Genomic DNA, 19,846 nt, shown 5'->3' with positions numbered 1-19,846 from the left:
GCTTCCGGCTCAGAGGCGGCAGGCGTGGATCTCGGTGGTGAGGATGGCCCGGGCGCCGAGGGCGTACAGGTCGTCCATGACGCGCTGCGCGTCCTTGGCGGGGACCATCGCGCGGACGGCGACCCAGCCCTCGTTGTGCAGCGGCGAGACGGTCGGGGACTCCAGGCCCGGCGTGAGGGCGACGGCCTGCTCCAGGTGCTCGGCGCGGCAGTCGTAGTCCATCATCACGTAGCTGCGGGCGACGAGGACGCCCTGGAGGCGGCGGAGGAACCGCTGCACCTCGGGGTCGTCGGCGGGGGCGCCCGTGCGGCGGACGACGACGGCCTCGGAGGTGAGGATCGGCTCGCCGATGACCTCCAGGCCGGCGTTGCGCAGGGAGGTGCCGGTCTCCACGACGTCGGCGATGACCTGGGCGACGCCGAGCTGGATGGCGGTCTCCACGGCGCCGTCGAGGTGCACGACGGAGGCGTCGATGCCCTGGTCGGCGAGGTGCTTGGCGACGATGCCCTCGTACGACGTGGCGATCGTCATGCCGTGGAAGTCGGCGGGGCCGCTCGCCGTGCCCGGCCGGGTCGCGTAGCGGAAGGTGGAGCGGGCGAAGCCGAGCTCCAGGATCTCCTCGGCGTTGGCGCCGGAGTCCAGCAGCAGGTCGCGGCCGGTGATGCCGATGTCGAGCTTGCCGGAGCTGACGTAGATGGCGATGTCCCGGGGGCGGAGGTAGAAGAACTCGACCTCGTTGTCCGGGTCGACCAGGACCAGCTCCTTGGACTCCTTGCGCTGCTTGTAGCCGGCCTCATGGAGCATCGCCGACGCAGGCCCGGACAGTGAACCCTTGTTGGGGACGGCGATGCGCAGCATGGGACGGGCTTCCTTTGCCTCGGAGTGGTTCTGGTGGGGTGCGGGGTGCGTGCGGGAGGGGCGGGTCAGAGGTGGGCGTAGACGTCGTCGAGGGAGATCCCGCGCGCGACCATCATCACCTGGACGTGGTACAGGAGCTGCGAGATCTCCTCGGCGGCGGCTTCCTTGCCCTCGTACTCGGCGGCCATCCAGACTTCGGCGGCCTCCTCGACGATCTTCTTGCCGATGGCATGGACCCCCTTGTCCACCAGCTCGGCGGTGCGGGAGGTGGCGGGGTCGCCGGCCTTGGCCTTGAGCTCCAGCTCGGCGAAGAGGTCTTCGAAGGTTTTGTTCGCCATGATGACCCAAGAGTACGGGGTGGGGCGCACCCACTCAGCGCCAGGGTTCGCTGACCGTGCGCAGCGTCATGGCGGTGGCGACGGCGGCGGTGACCGCTTCGTGGCCCTTGTCCTCGTTCGAGCCCTCCAGGCCGGCGCGGTCGAGGGCCTGCTCCTCCGTGTCGCAGGTGAGGACGCCGAAGCCGACGGGGACGCCGGTGTCGACGGAGACCTGGACGAGGCCCTGGGTGACGCCCTGGCACACGTAGTCGAAGTGGGGCGTCCCGCCGCGGATGACGACGCCGAGGGCGACGACCGCGTCGTAGCCGCGGCCGGCGAGGACCTTGGCGACGACGGGCAGCTCGAAGCTGCCGGGGACGCGCAGGACGGTCGGCTCGTCGATGCCCAGCTCGTGCAGGGCGCGCAGGGCGCCGTCGACCAGGCCGGTCATGACCTTCTCGTGCCACTGGGCGGCGATGACGGCGACGCGGAGGTCGCCGCAGTTGCTGACGGTCAGTTCGGGTGCGCCCTTGCCGCTCACGTTTCTCCTCGGGTGGTGCGATCGCTCGCTCGGTGGTGGGTGGGGTGGTGCGGTGGTGCTACTGGGTGACGCAGGGGGACACGTCGGCCGGGCCGTCGAGCCAGGGCAGGTCGTGGCCCATGCGGTCGCGCTTGGTGCGCAGGTACCGGACGTTGTGCTCGCCGGCCTGGACGGGCATGGGCTCCCGGCCCGCCACGGTGAGGCCGTGGTGGGCGAGGGCGGCGGTCTTCTCCGGGTTGTTGGTCATCAGCCGGACGCTGCGGACGCCGAGGTCGGCGAGCATGCGGGCGCCGGCGGCGTAGTCGCGGGCGTCGGCGGGCAGGCCGAGCTCCAGGTTGGCGTCGAGGGTGTCGCGGCCCCGCTCCTGGAGCTCGTACGCCCGGAGCTTGGAGAGCAGGCCGATGCCGCGGCCCTCGTGGCCGCGCAGGTAGACGACGACGCCGCGGCCGGCCTCGGTGATGCGGTCCATGGCGGCGTGCAGCTGGGGGCCGCAGTCGCAGCGCAGGGAGTGGAAGACGTCGCCGGTGAGGCATTCGGAGTGGACGCGGACGAGGACGTCCTCGCCGTCGCCGAGGTCGCCGTGGACGAGGGCGACGTGCTCGACGCCGTCGGCCGTGGAGCGGTAGCCGTACGCGGTGAAGTCGCCGTGCGCGGTCGGCAGCCGCACCTCGGCCTCGCGGTGGACGGCCGGGGCCGGGGCGGTCGCGGTGTCGTGGCGGGCGGCGGGGGCGGTGCCGCGGCGGTAGGCGACCAGGTCCTCGATGGAGATGATCGTCAGGCCGTGCTTGCGGGCGAAGGGGACGAGCTCCGGGAGCCGGAGCATGACGCCGTCCTCCCCGGCGATCTCGACGATGGCGCCGGCCGGGCGGAGTCCGGCGAGGCGGGCCAGGTCGACGGCGGCCTCCGTGTGGCCGTTGCGGGCCAGGACGCCGCCGGGGCGGGCGCGCAGCGGGAAGACGTGGCCGGGCCGGACGAAGTCGGACGGCTCCGCGGCGCCGCTCGCCAGGAGCTGGAGGGTGGTGGCGCGGTCGGCGGCGGAGATGCCGGTGGTGACGCCGTGGGCGGGGGCCGCGTCGACCGAGACGGTGAACGCCGTCCGCATCGACTCGGTGTTCTCCTCGACCATCTGCGGGAGGCGGAGCCGGTCGAGCTCGTCGCCCTCCATGGGGGCGCAGATGAGGCCGCGGCACTCGCTCATCATGAAGGCGACGATCTCGGGCGTGGCCTTCTCGGCGGCGACGACGAGGTCGCCCTCGTTCTCGCGGTCCTCGTCGTCGACGACCACGACGGGCCGGCCGGCGGCGATGTCGCGGACGGCCTGCTCGACGGGGTCGAGGGTGAGGTCGGCGGTGTCCCACAGGGGCAGTTCGGGCGCGGTGGTCATGCCGGGGCTCCTTCCAGGGCCTGGGCCGGGGTGCGCGTGCGCAGCCACCAGTCGCGCATGCCCCACAGCACGAGGGCGAAGTAGACGACGTAGACGAGCCCGGAGAAGGCGAGGCCGCTGCTGAAGGCGAGCGGGACGCCGACGACGTCGACGAGCAGCCAGGCGAACCAGAACTCGACCAGCCCGCGGGCCTGGGCGACCATCGCGACGAGGGTGCCGACGAAGATGTACGCGTCGGCCCAGGGGCTCCACGACAGCGACGGGTACAGCGTGAACAGGCCGCCGACGGCGAGCGTGCCGAGGACGGCGCCGGCCAGGAGGAGGCCGCGCTCCCTCCAGGTGGCGAAGCGGACGGCGATGGAGCCGTCCTGGGCCTGGCCGCGGCCGAGGTGCCACTGGCGCCAGCCCCACAGGGCGACGGCGATGACCAGGAGCTGCTTGCCGACGCCGCCGGAGAGCTGGGCGGAGGCGTAGGCGGCGACGAGGACGACGCCGGAGAGCAACTGGGCGGGCCAGGTGAGGATGGAGCGGCGCCAGCCGAGGGCGAGGGCGGCGAGGCCGATCGTGTTGCCGAGCATGTCGGACCAGATGATGCGCTGGCCGAAGGCGGTGAACGCCTCGCCGCCCAGCCAGGTGAGGGCGCTCATCGGGCGGCCCCCCGGGTGCCGAGGAGGCGCTCGACGTACTTGGCGATGACGTCGACCTCGAGGTTGACGGGGTCGCCGGGCTGCTTGTGGCCCAGGGTGGTGAGGGCGAGCGTGGTGGGGATGAGGCTGACGGTGAAGTGGTCGGCGCCGGCCTCGACGACGGTGAGGCTGACGCCGTCGACGGTGATGGAGCCCTTCTCGACCACGTAGCGGGCGAGTTCGGCCGGGAGGGAGATCCTGACGACCTCCCAGTGCTCGGAGGGGGTGCGCTCGACGACGGTGCCGGTGCCGTCGACGTGGCCCTGGACGACGTGCCCGCCGAAGCGGCCGTCGGCGGGCACGGGCCGCTCCAGGTTGACGCGGGAGCCGGCGGTGAGCGCGCCGAGGCTGGAGCGCTTGAGGGTCTCGGCCATCACGTCGGCGGTGAACTCGTCGCCCTCGTGCTCGACGACCGTGAGGCAGACGCCGTTGACGGCGATCGAGTCGCCGTGCTTCGCGCCCCGGGTGACCACGGGGCCGCGGACGCGGAAGCGGGAGGCGTCGCCGAGGGTCTCGACGGCGGTGACCTCGCCCAGTTCTTCGACGATTCCGGTGAACACTCAGTGCTCCTTGGGGGTGGGGAGGGAGGCGGGGCGGGCGGTGACGCGGAGGTCCGGGCCGATGCGGGTGGTGTCGGTGACGCGCAGCCGCAGGGCGTCGGCGACGGTGGTGATCCCGGCGTCGCCGAGCGCGGCGGGGCCGGCGCCGAGGAGGACCGGGGCGAGGTAGCCGACGACCTCGTCGACGGCGCCCTCGGCGGCGAAGGCGCCCGCGAGGGTGGGGCCGCCTTCGAGGAGTACGGAGCGGACGCCCCGCTCGTGCAGGGCGGCCAGCAGGGCCGGTACCGCCAGGCCGCGCCCGGTGGCGGCCCTGGGGAGCCGTACGACGTCGGCGCCGGCGAGGTGGTCGGCGGCGGCGTCCTCGGCGACGGCGATCAGCGTGGGGGCGGCGTCGTCGAGGACGCGGGCACCGGGCCTGACGGCACTCGCCCCGGTGTCGACGACGACCCGCAGCGGCTGGACGGCGCCGTCCACGCCGCGTACGGCGAGGTGGGGGTCGTCGGCGCGGGCGGTGCCGGAGCCGACGACGACGGCGTCCGCCTCGGCGCGCAGCCGGTGGACGTCGGCGCGGGCCTCGGGCGAGGTGATCCAGCGGCTGGTGCCGTCGGCGGCCGCGACGCGGCCGTCCAGGGTGGCGGCGTACTTCCACCGGACGTGGGGCCGGCCGAGGCGCACGGAGGTGAGCCAGGCGGCGTTGCCGGCCGCGGCCTCGTCGGCGAGGAGGCCGCCCTCGACCTCGACGCCGGCCGCGCGGAGCGTGTCGGCGCCGCCGCTGGCCTGCGGGTTCGGGTCGGCGACGGCGTAGACGACGCGTGCGATCCCGGCCTCGGCGAGCGCCTGGGCGCAGGGGCCGGTGCGGCCCGTGTGATTGCAGGGTTCGAGGGTGACGTAGGCGGTGCCGCCGCGGGCGCGGGCGCCCGCCTCGCGCAGGGCGTGGACCTCCGCGTGGGGGCCGCCGGCGCGCTCGTGGTACCCGGCGCCGACCTCGTGGCCGGAGGCGTCGAGGACGACGCACCCGACGACCGGGTTGGGGCTGGTGGAGCCGAGTCCACGGGCGGCGAGCGCGACGGCTCGGCGCATGGCGGTCGTGTCGGCCGCTGTGGCCACCGGGTCCTCCTGCCTCGTCGGGCACGGACTCCGGGGCCTGTCGGTGGCGACAGGAAGCGGGAACGGCGCCTCGCGGGGGTACGCCGCCACGGCGCCGGCCGGCCTCCGGGGGACGCCCGGCCGCCGGCAGACGACGGCGCGCCCCGAGAAGGGTCGCCCGCCGCGCACTGCCTCCCATCCGGACTTTCACCGTCGGTCCAGGAGTTTCACCTGGTCAACCGGCCACTGGATGCGGCCGGGTCGCGGACTGTAACCGCCGGTTCGGAATTGCACCGACCCCGGAGTGCGCTGCTGCTGATACAGGGCCAGTGTGCCACGGCTCCGCGCCGCCCACGCGGGTGATCTCTGTGGGCTGACTCACAGCGGGGGCCGGGCCTCCCTCCCGCGCGCCCCCCGGTTCCTTCTTCCCGCCCCCGTGGAACCAGATTGGTCCAGACCTATTGACGCTTTGGTCTAGTCCTCTTAATGTCTGCGTCACCTCTCCGCGGAGACGGCCCTCCGGTGTGCGCACACCTGGGCCGGGCACGACCCCAACCCCCTGCCAGAAGCCGCACGTTGTGTGAAGCCCGACTCCCCAGGAGGAGCCGACCGTGCTGTCATCCCCCCGTGCGAGAGCCTCGCTGCTCGCATCCGGCGCCGCCGTCGCCGGACTGCTGCTCAGCTCGCTCTCCGGTGGCGTCTCGTACGCCGCCGACCACGAGTCCTGTCGCCCCGACGGCCTGTACAAGACGCCCGGCGTGGACGTCCCCTACTGCTCCGTGTACGACGCCGAAGGCCGCGAGAAGATGGGCGCCGACCACCAGCGCCGCGTCATCGGCTACTTCACCGGCTGGCGCACCGGCAAGGACGGCACACCCGCCTACCTCGCCAGCAACATCCCGTGGGACAAGATCACCCACATCAACTACGCCTTCGCCCACGTGGGCGCCGGCAACAAGATCTCCGTGGGCACCGACGGCCCGAACAACGCCGCCACCGGCATGACCTGGCCGGGCGTGGCGGGCGCCGAGATGGACCCGACCCTGCCCTACAAGGGCCACTTCAACCTGCTGAACAAGTTCAAGAAGCAGCACCCGGACGTCAAGACGCTGATCTCGGTCGGCGGCTGGGCGGAGACCGGCGGCTACTTCGACGACAGCGGCAAGCGCGTGGCCTCCGGCGGCTTCTACTCGATGGCCACCAACGCGGACGGTTCCGTCAACCAGGCGGGCATCAACACCTTCGCCGACTCGGCGGTCGAGTTCATCAAGAAGTACGGCTTCAACGGCGTCGACATCGACTACGAGTACCCGACGACCATGAAGGACGCCGGCAACCCGCTCGACTGGTCGATCGCCAACGGCCGCCGCGCCGGCCTCGTCCAGGGCTACACGGCGCTGATGAAGACCCTGCGCGAGAAGCTCGACCGCGCCGGCGCCGCCGACGGCAAGCACTACATGCTGACCGTCGCCGCCCCCTCCTCGGGCTACCTGCTGCGCGGCATGGAGACGTACCAGCAGCAGAAGTACCTCGACTACGTCAACATCATGTCGTACGACCTGCACGGCGCCTGGAACGAGCACGTGGGCCCGAACGCCTCGCTGTTCGACGACGGCAAGGACTCCGAGCTGGCCGCGGCGAACGTGTACGGCAGCCAGCAGTACGGCGGGATCGGCTACCTCAACACCGACTGGGCGTACCACTACTTCCGCGGCTCGATGCCGGCCGGCCGCATCAACATCGGCCTGCCGTACTACACCCGCGGCTTCAAGAACGTCCAGGGCGGCACGGACGGCCTGTGGGGCAAGGCGGCGGCGGCCAGCTGCCCGGCCGGCTCCGGCCTGACCAAGTGCGGTGACGGCGCGGTCGGCATCGACAACCTCTGGCACGACAAGGACGACAACGGCAAGGAGTCCCCGGCGGGCTCCAACCCGATGTGGCACGCCAAGAACCTGGAGAAGGGCGTCGTCGGCGACTACCTCACCACGTACGGCTTCCCGGCCGGCACGAAGCTGACCGGCACCTACGCCCGCAAGTACGACTCCACGCTGGTCGCGCCGTGGCTGTGGAACGCCGAGAAGAAGGTCTTCCTGTCGACGGAGGACGAGCAGTCGGTGGCCCGCAAGGCCGACTACGTGGTCGACCGCGGCATCGGCGGCACCATGGTGTGGGAGCTCGCCGGCGACTACGGCTGGAACGCCGCGAAGGGCCAGTACGAGCCCGGCTCGACGCTGACGTCGCTGATGTACGACAAGTTCAAGGCGGCCTCCCCCTACGGCGCGAAGGTCTCGAACAAGGCGCTGCCCACCAAGGCCGTGAACATCGGCGTGCAGTTCGGCGAGTTCAAGCTCGGCGACTCCAACTACCCGATCACCCCCAAGGTGAAGATCACCAACAACACGAAGACGACGCTCCCGGGCGGCACGGAGTTCCAGTTCGACTACGCCACCTCGGCCCCGGCCAACGCCTCCGACCAGTCCGGCTTCGGCACGAAGGTGATCAGCAGCGACCACACGGGCGGCAACGTGGGCGGGCTGAAGGGCGACTTCCACCGCGTCTCGCTGAAGCTGCCGGCGTGGCAGACCCTCGCGCCGGGCGCCTCGGTGGAGCTGTCCTTCAACTACTACCTGCCGGTGTCGACCCCGTCGAACTGGACGGTCAACATCGCGGGCACGACCTACGCGCTCGCCGGCGACCTCGCCCGCGGCACCACGGTCGTCGAGCCCGGCACGGGCCCGACGCCGAACCCGACCGACCCGCCGCCGAGCCCGGGCGCCTGCACGGCCCCGGCGTGGGACGCCTCGGCCTCCTACGGCAGCGGCACCACCGTCTCCCACAAGTCCCACACGTGGAAGGCGAAGTGGTGGACGAAGGGCGAGGAGCCCGGTACGACGGGCGAGTGGGGCGTGTGGCAGGACCTCGGCACCTGCTGACGCGTCCGGCCGGGCGTCGGGCGGTCCGCGCCTGACGCCCGGCGGCCGGAACGGAGACCCGGCGGCGGTGGGGGAAGGCCCCTGCCCGCCGCCGGGTCTCCTCCGTGCGTGCCGTGGCAGGCTGTGAACGTGAGTGTCGTGACAGAGACCGTCGAAGAGTTCGAGAGTCACCGCCCGCGCATGTTCGGCCTCGCCTACCGCATGCTCGGTTCCGCGGCGGAGGCCGAGGACGTGGTGCAGGACGCGTACCTGCGGTGGAGCGGGACCGAGCGGGACCGCATCGACCGGCCGGGGGCGTGGCTGGCGAAGGTGGTCACCAACCTGTGCCTGAACCGGCTCACCTCGGCGCGCGCCCGGCGCGAGCAGTACCCGGGCCCCTGGCTGCCGGAGCCGGTCGTCACCGAGGAGGGCGCACTGGGCCCCCTGGAGTCGGCCGAGCGGCGCGAGGCCGTGTCGACGGCGCTGCTGGTGCTGCTGGAGCGGCTGACGCCGACCGAGCGGGCCGTCTACGTGCTGCGCGAGGCGTTCGCGTACAGCCACCGCGAGATCGCCGGGGTCCTCGACATCAGCGAGGCCAACAGCCGCCAGCTCCACCGCAGGGCCGCCGCGCGCGTCGCCGCGGCCGAGACCCGGTTCACCGAGCGGGACGAGCGGCGCCACCGGGAACTCGTCGAGTCGTTCGTCGCCGCGGCGCGCGACGGGGACCTGGCGTCCCTGGAGAAGACGCTCGCCGCCGACGTCGTGTGGTGGGGCGACGGCGGGGGCGTCGTGTCGGCGGCGCGGCGGCCGATCGAGGGCCGGGAGAAGGTGCTGCGGTTCCTGGCCGGGCTGGTGGCGCGCCACGCGGGCCGGCTGCGCCTGGCGAGCGTGCGGATCAACGGCGAGCCGGCGCTGGTGGCGTGGGCGGGCCCCACCCTGGTCGCGGTCGCGTCGTTCGTGGTGCGCGACGGGGCCATCGCGGCCGTGCACAACGTGGTCAACCCGGAGAAGCTCGCCTTCGCGGGGCGGCAGCTGTCACATCCCGGGGACCCCGCCGGTTCGTAGCCGTCGAGGGACACCGGCGACGGAAGGACGGACGGGACCATGGGCACGATCGTGGTGACGGGCGGTACGGGAACGCTCGGGCGGCACGTCACCGAGCGGCTGCGCGAGGCCGGGCACGAGGTGCGGGTGGTGAGCCGCCGCTCCGCGCCGTACGCGGTCGACCTGCGCGACGGCAAGGGCCTGGACGCGGCGCTGGCGGGCGCCGGGACGGTGGTGCACTGCGCCAGCACGCCGAGCGGGGGCGACGAGCGGGCGGCCCGCCGGCTGGTCGACGCGGCGCTGCGGGCCGGCGTCTCCCACCTCGCCTACATATCGATCGTCGGCGTCGACCGGGTCCCGCTCGGCTACTACCGGACGAAGCTGGCCGTGGAGGGGCTGGTCGAGCGGTCCGGCCTCGGCTGGACGGTCCTGCGGACGACACAGTTCCACGACCTGGTGCTGCGCCTCCTGGAAGGCTGCGCCCGGCTGCCGGTGCTCCCGGTCCCGGCGGGCGTCCTCGACCAGCCGGTCGAGGTCCGGGAGGTGGCGGCGCGGCTCGCGGAGCTCGCCCTGGCGGGCCCGGCCGGACGCGTACCGGACATGGGCGGGCCCGAGGTCCGGGCGTTCGAGGACCTGGCGGAGGCGTACCTGCGGGCGGCCGGGCGGCGGCGCCGGGTGGTGCCCGTACGGCTCGCCGGCAGGACGTACCGGGCGCTGCGCGCGGGCGGGCACCTGACGCCGGGGCGCGCGGTGGGCACGGGGACGTTCGAGGAGTACCTGGAGCGGCGCTTCGCGCGCGGGGCGCGGGCCTGAACGACGGCCGCGCGCCGGCCCGCTCGGCGGACGGGCGGGGGCCCACCGCCCCCCGCCCGCGTCACCGCCGGGAGCACGGCCCGCTCAGGGGACGGGCGGGGACCCGAAGAGGGCGTCCTGGGCGGTGTCGCGGGCGGTGAGGAGGGCGCCGCGCAGGACCGCCGCGCCCCCCAGCGCGCTCGCCCGGACCTCGGTGCGCAGCGGGGAGAGGGCGGCGAGCCGTTCCTCGACGCGGGCGGCCAGGGCGGCGCCGCCCGCGTGGCCGAGTTCGCCGCCCAGGACGACGCAGCCGGGGTCCAGTACGGCGCCGACGGCCGCCGCGCCCAGGGCGACGCGCCCGGCGAGGGCGTCCAGGAACGCGTCCGCGGCGTCCGCAGCGGCTCCCCGCGCGGCCAGGTGCTCCAGGGCGGCGCGTACCGCCCGCGCGCCGGCCGGTTCGCCCCCGCCGTCTCCCCCGCCCCCACCCCCGCCGCCGTCGCCCGCGGCCTCGATGCCGTGCTCGGCGGCCAGGGCCCGGACGGCAGCCGAGCCGACCAGGGCGTGGAGGCCGCCGGAGCAGTCGGTCGCGGACGGCAGCCTGCCCGTGCCCGGCACGGGCAGGAAGCCGATCTCGCCCGCGCCGCCCGACGCGCCGCGCCGCAGGGCGCCGTCCAGGACGACGGCGGCGCCGACGCCGTGGCCGAGCCAGAGCAGGACGAACGTGCCGCGGTCGCGGGCGGCGCCTTCGCGCAGCTCGGCGACGGCGGCGAGGTTGGTCTCGTTCTCGACGAGGACGGCCGCGGGCACCCGGGCGCGCAGGGCGGCCACCAGCCGGCGGTGCCAGGCCGGCAGGCCGGCCGCGTCGCGCGGTGCCCCGGTGGCGGGGTCGATCAGGCCGGGCGCGCCCAGGCAGACCGTGTGGAGCCGGGTCGCGCCCGCCTCCCGGACGGCGCGTTCCAGCAGGGCGGCGGCCCGGTCGGCGGCCCGGTCCGGGTCCGTGTCGCCGCCGACGGGGGCGGTCGCCCGCGCGAGCGGGGCGCCCAGCAGGTCGGTGACGGTGACGGTCACGCCCCGGAGCCGTACGTCGAGGGCGGCCAGGTGGGCGCGGTCCGCGACGATCCCGTACAGCCGGGCGTTCGGGCCGCGCCGCTCGGTGCCGGACTCCCCCACGACCCGGACCAGGCCCGCGCCCTGGAGCCGCTCGACGAGGTCGGCGACGGTGGGCCGGGACAGCCCGGTCAGCCTCGTCAGCCGGCCCGCCGTCAGGGGCCCCTCCTCCTGGAGCAGACGCAGGGCGAGCCGGTCGTTGACGGCCCGGGCGGTGCGGGGGGACGCGGGGGTGGGGGACATGCCGCGGGTCCTTCCGATCTTACTTTCAGGCAGGGTTCCTGATAATTTACGGCGGCGGGTGCCCGGCAGGGGCCCGGACACCGTGGGAACACCGATGCGGGGAGGGCCAGTGCCGTACGGCAAGGAGAGGGTGAGGCGGGCGCGGTACGCCGTGGCCGCCGTGTTCTGCGTGCACGGCGCGGTCGCCGGCAGCTTCGCCACCCGCATCCCGTGGATCCAGGACCACACGGGGGCGAGCCCCGGGCAACTGGGCCTGGCCCTCGCCTTCCCCGCGCTCGGCGCGTCGCTGGCGATGCCGCTCGCGAGCGCGATCGGACACCGCCTCGGGGCCCGTACGGCGCTGCGCGCGCTGCTGGCCCTGTGGACGCTGTCGCTGGTCCTGCCCTCGCTCGCGCCCAACGTCTACGGCCTGTGCGGCGCGCTGTTCGTGTACGGCGCGTCCTCCGGCATGTCCGACGTGGTGATGAACGCGCAGGGCGTCGAGGTGGAGGACCGGTTCGGCCGCTCCATCATGTCCAGCCTGCACGGCATGTGGAGCGTCGGCGCCCTGATCGGCTCGGCCACCGGCACGCTCGCCGCGCACCTGGGCAGCGACGCGCGCCTCCACCACCTGCTGGCCGCCGCCGCCCTGACGGTGCTGGGGCTGGTGTTCTGCCAGGGGGTCCTGGACCTGCGCAGCGCGCCCGACGAGGAGCCGCCGCCGCGGTTCGCGCTGCCGCCGCGCTCGGCGCTGGTGATCGGGGCGATCGGCTTCTGCGGGGTCTTCGCGGAGGGCGCGAGCCTCGACTGGTCGGCGGTCTACCTGAAGGACGAGCTGGGCGCCTCGCCGGGCGCGGCGGCGGCCTCCACGACGGCGTTCGCCCTGACCATGGCGGTGGCGCGGCTGGTCGGCGACCGGATAGTGGACCGGTTCGGCGCGACCCGCACGGTACGGGCCGGGGGCCTCGCGGCGACGGCGGGCGGCGCGCTGGTCGTCGCCGCGCCGCACCCGGTGGCCGCGATGGCCGGTTTCGGACTCATGGGGCTGGGCGTGGCCGCCGTCGTCCCGCTGGCCTTCGCCGCGGCCGCCCGCAGCGGTCCGAACCCGAGCCAGGCCATCGCGGGGGTCGCCACCATCACGTACACCTCCGGTCTGGTCGCCCCCTCGCTGATCGGCGGTCTCGCCGACCTGACGTCGCTGACCGTGTCGTTCGGGGTGGTCACGGTGCTGGCGTTCGGCCTGGTGGCCGGGGCGGGCGTGCTGGCCCCGGGCCGCCGGGCCCGGGCCGGCGGAGCGGGCCCGGACGCGGCGGCCGGGGGCGGCCGGGGGGCCTGAACGGGCGAGCGACGGGTCCGTACCGCCGTCCCCGTACCATGGCGGTCGTCCATTTTCGGCCGATCGCCCACCCGCCCGGCCGCCCTCCCGCCCCGCACCGCCGGGGCGCGATCGACAGAACGGGAGCGACCCACCCATGAACCTCGGCGTGCGCTGGACCCTGCACGGCGACGGGCGGACCCCCGCGCCCGGCGCCGTGGTGCGCCCGGACGAGCGGCTGTCGTGGCCGCGGACGGCCGGGCTCGGAGCCCAGCACGTGGTCGCCATGTTCGGCGCGTCATTCGTGGCGCCCGTCCTCATGGGCCTCGACCCCAACCTGGCGATCATGATGTCGGGCGTCGCGACGATGGTCTTCCTCCTCGCGACGCGCGGCCGGGTGCCCAGCTACCTCGGGTGCTCGCTGTCGTTCGTGGGCGTCGCCGCCGCGATCCGCGCGTCCGGCGGGGACAGCTCGACGGTCACCGGGGCGGTCCTCGTCGTCGGGCTCGCCCTGTTCCTGGCGGGCCTGGCGGTACGGCGGTTCGGCGCGCGGATCATCCACGCGGCGATGCCGCCGATCGTGACGGGCGCCGTCGTGATGCTGATCGGCTTCAACCTGGCGCCGGTGACGGCGTCCACGTACTGGCCGCAGGACCAGTGGACCGCGCTGCTCGTGATGCTGTTCACGGGCCTGGCCGTGGTCTGCCTGCGGGGCTTCTGGTCCCGTGTGGCGATCTTCCTGGGGCTGGTCTTCGGGTACGCCCTGTCGTGGGTCCTCGACCTGGTCTTCGGGAAGATCCACTCCCCCGCCGGCGGCGCCGAGGCGGTCGACCACTGGCGGCTGGACCTGTCGGGCGTCGCCAAGGCCGACTGGATCGGGCTGCCGACGTTCCACGCCCCGAGCTTCGAGTGGTCGGCGGTCCTCGTCGCCCTGCCGGTCGTGATCGCCCTGATCGCGGAGAACGCCGGCCACGTCAAGGCGGTCGGCGAGATGACCGGTGACCCGCTCGACGACCAGCTCGGCACGGCCATCGCCGCCGACGGCGCCGCGTCGATGCTGTCCACGGCGGTCGGCGGCCCGCCGAACACCACGTACTCCGAGAACATCGGCGTCATGGCCGCGACCCGCGTCTACTCGACCGCCGCCTACTGGGCCGCCGCCGGCTTCGCCCTCCTCTTCGGGCTCTGCCCCAAGTTCGGCGCGGTCGTCGCGGCGATCCCCGGCGGCGTCCTGGGCGGCATCACGGTCATCCTGTACGGCATGATCGGCCTGCTCGGCGCCCAGATCTGGATCAACGCCAAGGTCGACCTGCGCAACCCGCTCAACCTGGTTCCGGCCGCCGCCGGCATCATCATCGGCGTCGGCGGCGTCAGCCTGAAGATCACCGACACGTTCGAGCTCGGCGGGATCGCGCTGGGCACCATCGTCGTCATCACCGGCTACCACACGCTGCGCGCCTTCGCCCCCGCCCACCTGAAGGAGCAGGAGCCGCTGCTGGACGCGGGCACCTCGGCGTACGACGACCACGCGGCCGACGGGGCGACCACGAAGGGCGACGGCCGCCCCACCGGCTCCTAGGCACGGGCCGGGTACGGCCCGCCGCCCGGCCGCCGCGGCATCCGCGCCGGGCGGCAGGTCCGCGGGGGCGGATGCCGGCCGGGGGGTGCGGATGCCGGCCGGGGGGTGGCCGAACGCCTCGACCGCTCCGTGGGGCCGGCGGGGCGCCCGACCGCTCCCCTGGGGCCGGTGGGGCGGGGGCCGGTGGGGCCGCCGGGACGTCAGTCCTCCGGCAGCTCCACCGGGGCGATCTCGTCGTAGACGTCGCCCGGGCCCGGGTTGGACGGGTCGGTCGCGCCGCCCAGGTGGTGCATGACGCCCCACACGGCGTTCAGCGCGGTCTGCACGGCGCCCTCGGCCCAGCCGGCCGTCCACGAGATGTCGTCGCCGGCGAGGAAGATGCCGCGCTTGTCCTCGGGGAGCCGGTCCTGCATGAAGTGGGTGTACAGGCGGCGCTGGTAGCGGTAGTGGCCCGGCAGGTTGGCCTTGAACGCGCCCATGAAGTAGGGCTCGTTCTCCCAGGAGACGGTCACCGGGTTGCCGATGATGTGCTTCCGGATGTCGACCTTCGGGTAGATCTCGCCGAGCGACTTCAGCATGACCTCCATCCGCTCGTTCGCGGACAGCGGCAGCCACTTCAGGCTGTCGTCGCACCAGGTGTACGACAGGCAGATGACGGCCGGCTTGTCCGGGCCGTTGTCCAGCAGGTACGTGCCGCGGGTCATCCGGTCGGTCAGCGTCATCGACATGACGTCGCGGCCGGTCTCCTCGTCCTTGTCCAGCCAGAACGGCCGGTCGACGGGGACGAACAGCTTCGAGGACTCCATGTAGTGGGTGCGCTCGATCGCCGTCCAGTGGTCGATCGGGAACAGCGAGTCGTCGCACTCGATCTTCGACAGCAGCATCCACGACTGGGCGGTGAAGATCGCCGCGCGGTAGGTGCGGATGTCGCCGTTGGCGTCGGTGACCGTGATGCGGTTGCCGGCGGTGCGGTGCAGCCGGGTCACGGCCGGCTTGGGCTCGCCGCCGTGGAGGGACTTCAGCGAGGTGCCGAGCGGCCAGTGGACGATCTTCCCCGGCTTGCGCTCCCACAGCCGCAGCGGGAGCTGCTGGCTGCCGCCGACGATGCCGCGGTGGTAGTCGTCGGCCTCGGTGTAGACGACGCGGAGGATCTCCAGGATGGAGTTGGGGAAGTCGGTGTCCCAGCCCCCGGTGCCGAAGCCGACCTGGCCGAAGATCTCGCGGTGGCGGAACGACTTGAACGCCTCGGACTCGCAGAGGAAGCCGTAGAAGGTCTGGTTGTCGAGCTTCTCGACGAGCTTCGCCCAGATCTCCCGGATGCGGGGCACGTCGCGCTCCCGCATGGCGCGGTTCATGTCGGAGAAGTCCGCGCCCTCCTCCAGGCAGGCGCTCCAGGCGGCCGCGACGTCGCGGTACACCTGCGGCAGGTCGTCGATCGTCTCCGCGTAGTGCGTCTCGCCCTTGAGGTCCACGACGGTGGACGGGGTCGACTCGGCGAGCGGGTTCGGGAACGGCTTGGTCTCCAGGCCTACCAGGTCGATGTAGTGCTGCAGGGCGGTGGAGGACGGCGGGAAGCGCATCGCGCCCAGCTCGCAGTTGAGCTCCGGGTCGCAGCCGTCGAAACCGACGGTGCGCAACCGGCCGCCGAGCTGGTCGGCCTCGTACACGACGGGCTTGAGGCCCATCTTCATCAGCTCGTACGCGGCGACGATGCCGGACAGGCCGCCGCCGATGACGGCGACCTCGGTGCCGTGCTCGGTGGCGGGTATCTGGCCGAGGCCGGCCGGGTGGGCCAGGAAGTCGTCGTACGCGTACGGGAAGTCCGGGCCGAACATGGTGATCGGCGGCTGGGCGTCGGTGTGCTGGACGGCGGTGGGCACCGTGGACGTCATGGGGTACGGACTCCTTGCACGGGTGAAGACGAGGGGGGTGCTGGGCGGGGGGCGCTCAGGCGAGGGGTGCCGGGTGCGGGGGCGCTCAGGCGAGGGTGGTGTAGAGGGCGGGACGGCGGTCCCGGAGGTACGGGTTCTCGCCGCGCGACCGCCGCAGCAGCTCGGGGTCGGCGTCGCCGACGACGAGGTCCTCGCCGCGGCCGGCGCGGGCCCGGGCGGTGCCGTCGGGGCCGGCGAGCGCGGACAGGCCGACGAATTCGAAGCCGCCCTCGGGCCCGGTCCGGTTGGCGTACGCGATGTAGAGCTGGTTCTCGAAGGCGCGGACCGGCACGACGGAGTCGGCGACGATCCGCGCGGGGTGCATCAGCGCGGTCGGTACGAGGAGGAGGTCCGTACCGGCGAGGGCGTGCGCCCGGACGTTCTCCGGGAACTCCACGTCGTAGCAGATCATCAGGCCGACCCGGACGCCGCCGACCTCGGCCTGGACGACGGGTTGGTCGCCGGGGGTGAACCACTCCTGCTCGAAGCCTCCGTAGAGGTGGGTCTTGCGGTAGTTCGCCAGGAGCGCGCCGTCGGCGCCGACGAGACGCGCGGAGTTGTACACCGCGTCCCCGTCGCGCTCCGGGTAGCCGTAGGCGATGGCCAGGCCGTGGCGTGCGGCCACGGCGGCGGCCTCGCGGGCGGACGGGCCGTCCGCGGGCTCGGCGAGCCGGGCGACGTCCGCGCCGATCGCGTACCCGGTGAGGAACATCTCGGGGGCGACCAGCAGCCCCGCGCCGGCAGCCGCCGCGCGGGCGGCGGCCTCGTCGAGGGCCTTGAGGTTGGCGGCCACGTCACCGAGCTGTCCGGAGCTCTGGAGCAGGGCGGTGCGCAGCGGCGGCATGGGCGGACCTCGTCGGGTGCGGGGGGGTGGAGAGAGACGCAAAAAAGGTACGGTCCGGACTTCTGCCCGGACAAGCCGTGACCGTTGCGGACCGACCGCCGAAACGTTGCGCGCTCACCGGGTGGGGCGGCGATTCGTTGCGCGTCGGTCCGACCGGGGGCGGAGGGGCGCCTCCGGCGCGGGGAGGGCGGGACGCGGCACGAAGCGCGGGGGCGGGGGCGCGGGAGGCCCGGAGCCGTCCGGTTCGGCAGGGCCCCGGGGAGGAACGGCCCCTGCGGAACGTCGTACGAGGACCACCACCGTCGCCGCCGTGCTGCCGCCGGGCGGACCGGCGGGCGCGGGCGGGGCGGCGGGCGCGAGCGGGACGGCGGACCCCGCCCGTCGAGGCGGGCGCCCTGTGGCCGACAGGCCGACAGGCCGACAGGCCCACAGGCCCACAGGCCCACAGGCCCACAGGCCCACAGGCCCACAGGCCAGGGTCGCCGTCCACGACCCGGGCGGAGGGACCGGCTGGGCCGCAGCCGGCCGGCCCGCGGCCCGGAGCGGGGCGATGCGCCGCCGGGTGAGGGCTCGACGCCCTTCGGGAAGGCCGACGGGCGTACGGACGGCTTCCGGGTCGCCTCCTGGCGGCCCGGGGCCGGTGAGCGGCCTGGAAGCCGGTGGGCGGCCCGGAAGCCGGTGAGCGGCCCGGAAGCCGGTGAGCGGCCCGGAGCGAGCTCAGGCGGGCGAGCCGGAGGAGAACCGCCGCAGCAGCGGGGAGAGCACCAGCACCGACTTGGTGCGCTCCACGAACGGCTCGCCCGCGATGCGCTCCAGCACGCGCTCGAAGTGGCGCATGTCGGAGGCGAAGACCTGGACGATCGCGTCCGCCTCCCCCGTCACGGTGGAGGCGGACGCGATCTCCGGGTAGCGCTCCAGGCCGCGCTGGATCGTCTCGGGCGAGGTGTTGCCCCGCGCGTAGATCTCGATGAACCCCTCCGTCTCCCAGCCGAGCGCCGCCGGGTCCACGCGGACGGTGAAGCCGGTGATGGCCCCCTCGGCCCGGAGCCGGTCGACGCGCCGCTTCACGGCCGGCGCGGACAGTCCGACCAGCGAGCCGATGTCGGCGTAGCTGCGGCGGGCGTCTTCGGCCAGGGCGTGGACGATGCGTTCGTCGAGGTCGTTGAGTCGCACGGGGAGGGGGTCACTTCTCTGCGGTGGCCAATCGGGAGCGGCGCATGCCGTACAGGAAGTAGAACACGAGGCCCACGGCCATCCAGAGTCCGAAGACCACCCAGGTGATCATGTCGAGGCTGTACATGCTGTAGCCGCAGAACAGGAAGCCCAGGATCGGGAAGAGCGGGCCGAAGGGGACCTTGAAGCTGCGCTCCAGCTCCGGGCGGGTGAGGCGCAGGACGACGACCGCGACGTTGACCAGCGCGAACGCGAACAGCGTGCCGATGCTGGTGGCGTTGACGAGTTCGCCGAGCGGGACGGCGGCGGCGAGGAGGCCGCAGAACAGCGAGACGATCACGGTGTTGGCGCGGGGGGCGCCGGTCTTCGGGTCGACCTTGGCGAAGACCTTGGGCACGAGGCCGTCGCGGGACATCGCGAAGAGGATGCGGGTCTGGCCGTAGAGGACGGTCAGGACGACGCTGGCGATGGAGATGACCGCGCCGGCCGCGAGCAGGGTGCCCCAGAAGCTCTGGCCGGTGACGTCGTTCATGATCGCGCTGAGCGACGCCTCGGAGCCCGCGAACTTCTTCCAGTCCCAGGCACCCACGGCGACGGCCGCGACGAGGACGTACAGCGCGGTGACGACGACCAGCGACAGCATGATCGCGCGGGGCAGGTCGCGCTTGGGGTTCTTGGCCTCCTCGCCGGCCGTGGAGGCCGCGTCGAAGCCGATGTACGAGAAGAACAGGATGGCGCCCGCCGCGCCGACGCTGGAGACGCCGAGCGGCATGAAGTCGGAGTAGTTGCCCGACGAGAAGCCCGTGAAGCCGACGGCGCAGAAGAGGGCGAGCGCGGCGATCTTCACGATGACCATGATCGTGTTGGCGCGTGCGGACTCCTTGGCGCCGCCGAGCAGGAAGACCATCGCCAGCATCACGACGATCAGCGCGGGCAGGTTGAACACGCCGCCGTCGCCGGGGGGCGCGGTGAGCGCCTCGGGGAGGGTGACGCCGATCGTGCCGCTGAGGAGCTCGTTGAGGTAGTCGCCCCAGCCGACCGCCACGGCGGCGACGGACACGCCGTACTCCAGGAGCAGGCACCAGCCGCACACCCAGGCGACGAGTTCGCCCATCGTTGCGTACGCGTACGAGTACGAGGAGCCGGCGACGGGAATGGTGCCGGCCAGCTCGGCGTAGGAGAGCGCCGAGAAGAGCGCCGTCAGGCCCGCGAAGACGAACGCCAGGGTGACGGCCGGGCCCGCCTCGGGAACGGCCTCGCCGAGGACGACGAAGATGCCCGTGCCGAGCGTGGCGCCGATGCTGATCATGGTCAGCTGCCACATGGACAGCGAGCGGCGGAGCGAGCCGCCCTCACCCTGACCACCCTCCGCGACCAGGTCTTCCACCGGCTTGCGGCGGCCGAGGGCGGAGAGGGCGGAGGCTCCGGCGGCCATCCGGGCAGAGGGCTCGGTGGCCGGTGGGGCTGCGCCTTGATCGAGCACTGCGGGGCTCCT

Annotated in this window: 17 protein-coding genes and 1 riboswitch; of the genes, 5 read left to right on the top strand and 12 right to left on the bottom strand. The window is 73.8% G+C overall.

Going from position 1 to position 19,846, the window contains the following annotated elements; all coding sequences use genetic code 11:
* Nucleotides 1–9: 9 nt before the first annotated feature.
* The 7 genes from hisG to ribD all read right to left on the bottom strand — a co-directional run bounded on the left by hisG (nucleotide 10) and on the right by ribD (nucleotide 5,453).
* Entirely contained in the window at nucleotides 10–858 is an 849-nt protein-coding gene (hisG, locus tag AC07D6_RS30115; protein ID WP_479049630.1) for an ATP phosphoribosyltransferase, read from the bottom strand.
* A 65-nt stretch (nucleotides 859–923) separates the two neighbouring features.
* Complete coding sequence (locus tag AC07D6_RS30110) at nucleotides 924–1,196, bottom strand: phosphoribosyl-ATP diphosphatase (protein WP_315880987.1); 273 nt, start codon at nucleotides 1,194–1,196, stop codon at nucleotides 924–926.
* 34 nt (nucleotides 1,197–1,230) lie between these two features.
* Nucleotides 1,231–1,716 carry a 6,7-dimethyl-8-ribityllumazine synthase gene (gene ribH / locus AC07D6_RS30105; protein WP_315880986.1) on the bottom strand — a complete coding sequence of 162 codons (486 nt, stop codon included), beginning with the start codon at nucleotides 1,714–1,716 and terminating at the stop codon, nucleotides 1,231–1,233.
* Nucleotides 1,717–1,774: 58 nt separating this feature from the next.
* Complete coding sequence (locus AC07D6_RS30100) at nucleotides 1,775–3,100, bottom strand: bifunctional 3,4-dihydroxy-2-butanone-4-phosphate synthase/GTP cyclohydrolase II (RefSeq protein WP_315880985.1); 1,326 nt, start codon at nucleotides 3,098–3,100, stop codon at nucleotides 1,775–1,777.
* Nucleotides 3,097–3,747: a nicotinamide mononucleotide transporter family protein gene (locus tag AC07D6_RS30095; protein WP_315880984.1), complete on the bottom strand. Its 651-nt coding sequence runs from the start codon at nucleotides 3,745–3,747 to the stop codon at nucleotides 3,097–3,099. Before AC07D6_RS30095 ends, AC07D6_RS30100 begins: the two co-directional genes overlap by 4 nt.
* Nucleotides 3,744–4,346, bottom strand: a complete 603-nt coding sequence (locus tag AC07D6_RS30090) for a riboflavin synthase (protein ID WP_315880983.1) — start codon at nucleotides 4,344–4,346, stop codon at nucleotides 3,744–3,746. Before AC07D6_RS30090 ends, AC07D6_RS30095 begins: the two co-directional genes overlap by 4 nt.
* Entirely contained in the window at nucleotides 4,347–5,453 is a 1,107-nt protein-coding gene (ribD, locus tag AC07D6_RS30085) for a bifunctional diaminohydroxyphosphoribosylaminopyrimidine deaminase/5-amino-6-(5-phosphoribosylamino)uracil reductase RibD (protein WP_315880982.1), read from the bottom strand. It lies immediately after the preceding gene.
* Between the two features lie 160 nt (nucleotides 5,454–5,613).
* A riboswitch (FMN riboswitch) is annotated at nucleotides 5,614–5,744 on the bottom strand.
* Between the two features lie 302 nt (nucleotides 5,745–6,046).
* On the opposite strand from ribD, the gene AC07D6_RS30080 reads away from it, so the two are divergent.
* The 3 genes from AC07D6_RS30080 (at nucleotide 6,047) to AC07D6_RS30070 (ending at nucleotide 10,201) form a co-directional block, all read left to right on the top strand.
* Complete coding sequence (locus tag AC07D6_RS30080; protein ID WP_315881001.1) at nucleotides 6,047–8,365, top strand: chitinase C-terminal domain-containing protein; 2,319 nt, start codon at nucleotides 6,047–6,049, stop codon at nucleotides 8,363–8,365.
* A gap of 129 nt (nucleotides 8,366–8,494) precedes the next feature.
* Nucleotides 8,495–9,409 carry an RNA polymerase sigma-70 factor gene (locus AC07D6_RS30075; RefSeq protein WP_479049625.1) on the top strand — a complete coding sequence of 305 codons (915 nt, stop codon included), beginning with the start codon at nucleotides 8,495–8,497 and terminating at the stop codon, nucleotides 9,407–9,409.
* 39 nt (nucleotides 9,410–9,448) lie between these two features.
* Nucleotides 9,449–10,201 (top strand): SDR family oxidoreductase, encoded by a 753-nt coding sequence (locus tag AC07D6_RS30070; protein ID WP_315880980.1) that lies wholly within the window; start codon nucleotides 9,449–9,451, stop codon nucleotides 10,199–10,201.
* A gap of 84 nt (nucleotides 10,202–10,285) precedes the next feature.
* Here AC07D6_RS30070 and AC07D6_RS30065 read toward each other — a convergent pair whose 3' ends face one another.
* A complete protein-coding gene (locus tag AC07D6_RS30065) occupies nucleotides 10,286–11,530 on the bottom strand; it encodes an ROK family transcriptional regulator (protein WP_479049622.1) in 1,245 nt (414 codons plus the stop codon).
* 94 nt (nucleotides 11,531–11,624) lie between these two features.
* Between AC07D6_RS30065 and AC07D6_RS30060 the strand changes: the two genes are divergently transcribed.
* Together AC07D6_RS30060 and AC07D6_RS30055 are read left to right on the top strand one after the other, a co-directional pair.
* A complete protein-coding gene (locus AC07D6_RS30060) occupies nucleotides 11,625–12,845 on the top strand; it encodes an MFS transporter (RefSeq protein WP_479049620.1) in 1,221 nt (406 codons plus the stop codon).
* A gap of 136 nt (nucleotides 12,846–12,981) precedes the next feature.
* Nucleotides 12,982–14,403 carry a uracil-xanthine permease family protein gene (locus AC07D6_RS30055; RefSeq protein WP_479049618.1) on the top strand — a complete coding sequence of 474 codons (1,422 nt, stop codon included), beginning with the start codon at nucleotides 12,982–12,984 and terminating at the stop codon, nucleotides 14,401–14,403.
* A gap of 200 nt (nucleotides 14,404–14,603) precedes the next feature.
* On the opposite strand, the gene AC07D6_RS30050 is transcribed toward AC07D6_RS30055, so the two are convergent.
* The 4 genes from AC07D6_RS30050 to AC07D6_RS30035 all read right to left on the bottom strand — a co-directional run bounded on the left by AC07D6_RS30050 (nucleotide 14,604) and on the right by AC07D6_RS30035 (nucleotide 19,834).
* Entirely contained in the window at nucleotides 14,604–16,295 is a 1,692-nt protein-coding gene (locus AC07D6_RS30050; RefSeq protein ID WP_479049616.1) for a flavin monoamine oxidase family protein, read from the bottom strand.
* Between the two features lie 85 nt (nucleotides 16,296–16,380).
* Nucleotides 16,381–17,178 (bottom strand): carbon-nitrogen hydrolase family protein, encoded by a 798-nt coding sequence (locus AC07D6_RS30045; protein ID WP_479049614.1) that lies wholly within the window; start codon nucleotides 17,176–17,178, stop codon nucleotides 16,381–16,383.
* A gap of 717 nt (nucleotides 17,179–17,895) precedes the next feature.
* On the bottom strand, nucleotides 17,896–18,351 hold the full coding sequence (locus AC07D6_RS30040; protein WP_023589679.1) for an Lrp/AsnC family transcriptional regulator: 456 nt from the start codon (nucleotides 18,349–18,351) through the stop codon (nucleotides 17,896–17,898).
* A gap of 10 nt (nucleotides 18,352–18,361) precedes the next feature.
* Complete coding sequence (locus tag AC07D6_RS30035; RefSeq protein ID WP_315880974.1) at nucleotides 18,362–19,834, bottom strand: amino acid permease; 1,473 nt, start codon at nucleotides 19,832–19,834, stop codon at nucleotides 18,362–18,364.
* Nucleotides 19,835–19,846: the final 12 nt, after the last annotated feature.

Source organism: Streptomyces sp. NPDC045287 (assembly GCF_056432325.1).
This window is presented reverse-complemented; position numbering and strand designations above follow the sequence as displayed.

Excerpts from the sequence above, each read along its gene's own strand:
- hisG (WP_479049630.1), bottom strand. The coding sequence starts at position 858 with ATGCTGCGCATCGCCGTCCCCAACAAGGGTTCACTGTCCGGGCCTGCG.
- AC07D6_RS30095 (WP_315880984.1), bottom strand. The coding sequence starts at position 3,747 with ATGAGCGCCCTCACCTGGCTGGGCGGCGAGGCGTTCACCGCCTTCGGC.
- AC07D6_RS30070 (WP_315880980.1), top strand. The coding sequence starts at position 9,449 with ATGGGCACGATCGTGGTGACGGGCGGTACGGGAACGCTCGGGCGGCAC.
- AC07D6_RS30050 (WP_479049616.1), bottom strand. The coding sequence starts at position 16,295 with ATGACGTCCACGGTGCCCACCGCCGTCCAGCACACCGACGCCCAGCCG.
- AC07D6_RS30060 (WP_479049620.1), top strand. The coding sequence starts at position 11,625 with ATGCGGGGAGGGCCAGTGCCGTACGGCAAGGAGAGGGTGAGGCGGGCG.
- AC07D6_RS30045 (WP_479049614.1), bottom strand. The coding sequence starts at position 17,178 with ATGCCGCCGCTGCGCACCGCCCTGCTCCAGAGCTCCGGACAGCTCGGT.
- AC07D6_RS30055 (WP_479049618.1), top strand. The coding sequence starts at position 12,982 with ATGAACCTCGGCGTGCGCTGGACCCTGCACGGCGACGGGCGGACCCCC.
- AC07D6_RS30065 (WP_479049622.1), bottom strand. The coding sequence starts at position 11,530 with ATGTCCCCCACCCCCGCGTCCCCCCGCACCGCCCGGGCCGTCAACGAC.
- AC07D6_RS30110 (WP_315880987.1), bottom strand. The coding sequence starts at position 1,196 with ATGGCGAACAAAACCTTCGAAGACCTCTTCGCCGAGCTGGAGCTCAAG.
- AC07D6_RS30100 (WP_315880985.1), bottom strand. The coding sequence starts at position 3,100 with ATGACCACCGCGCCCGAACTGCCCCTGTGGGACACCGCCGACCTCACC.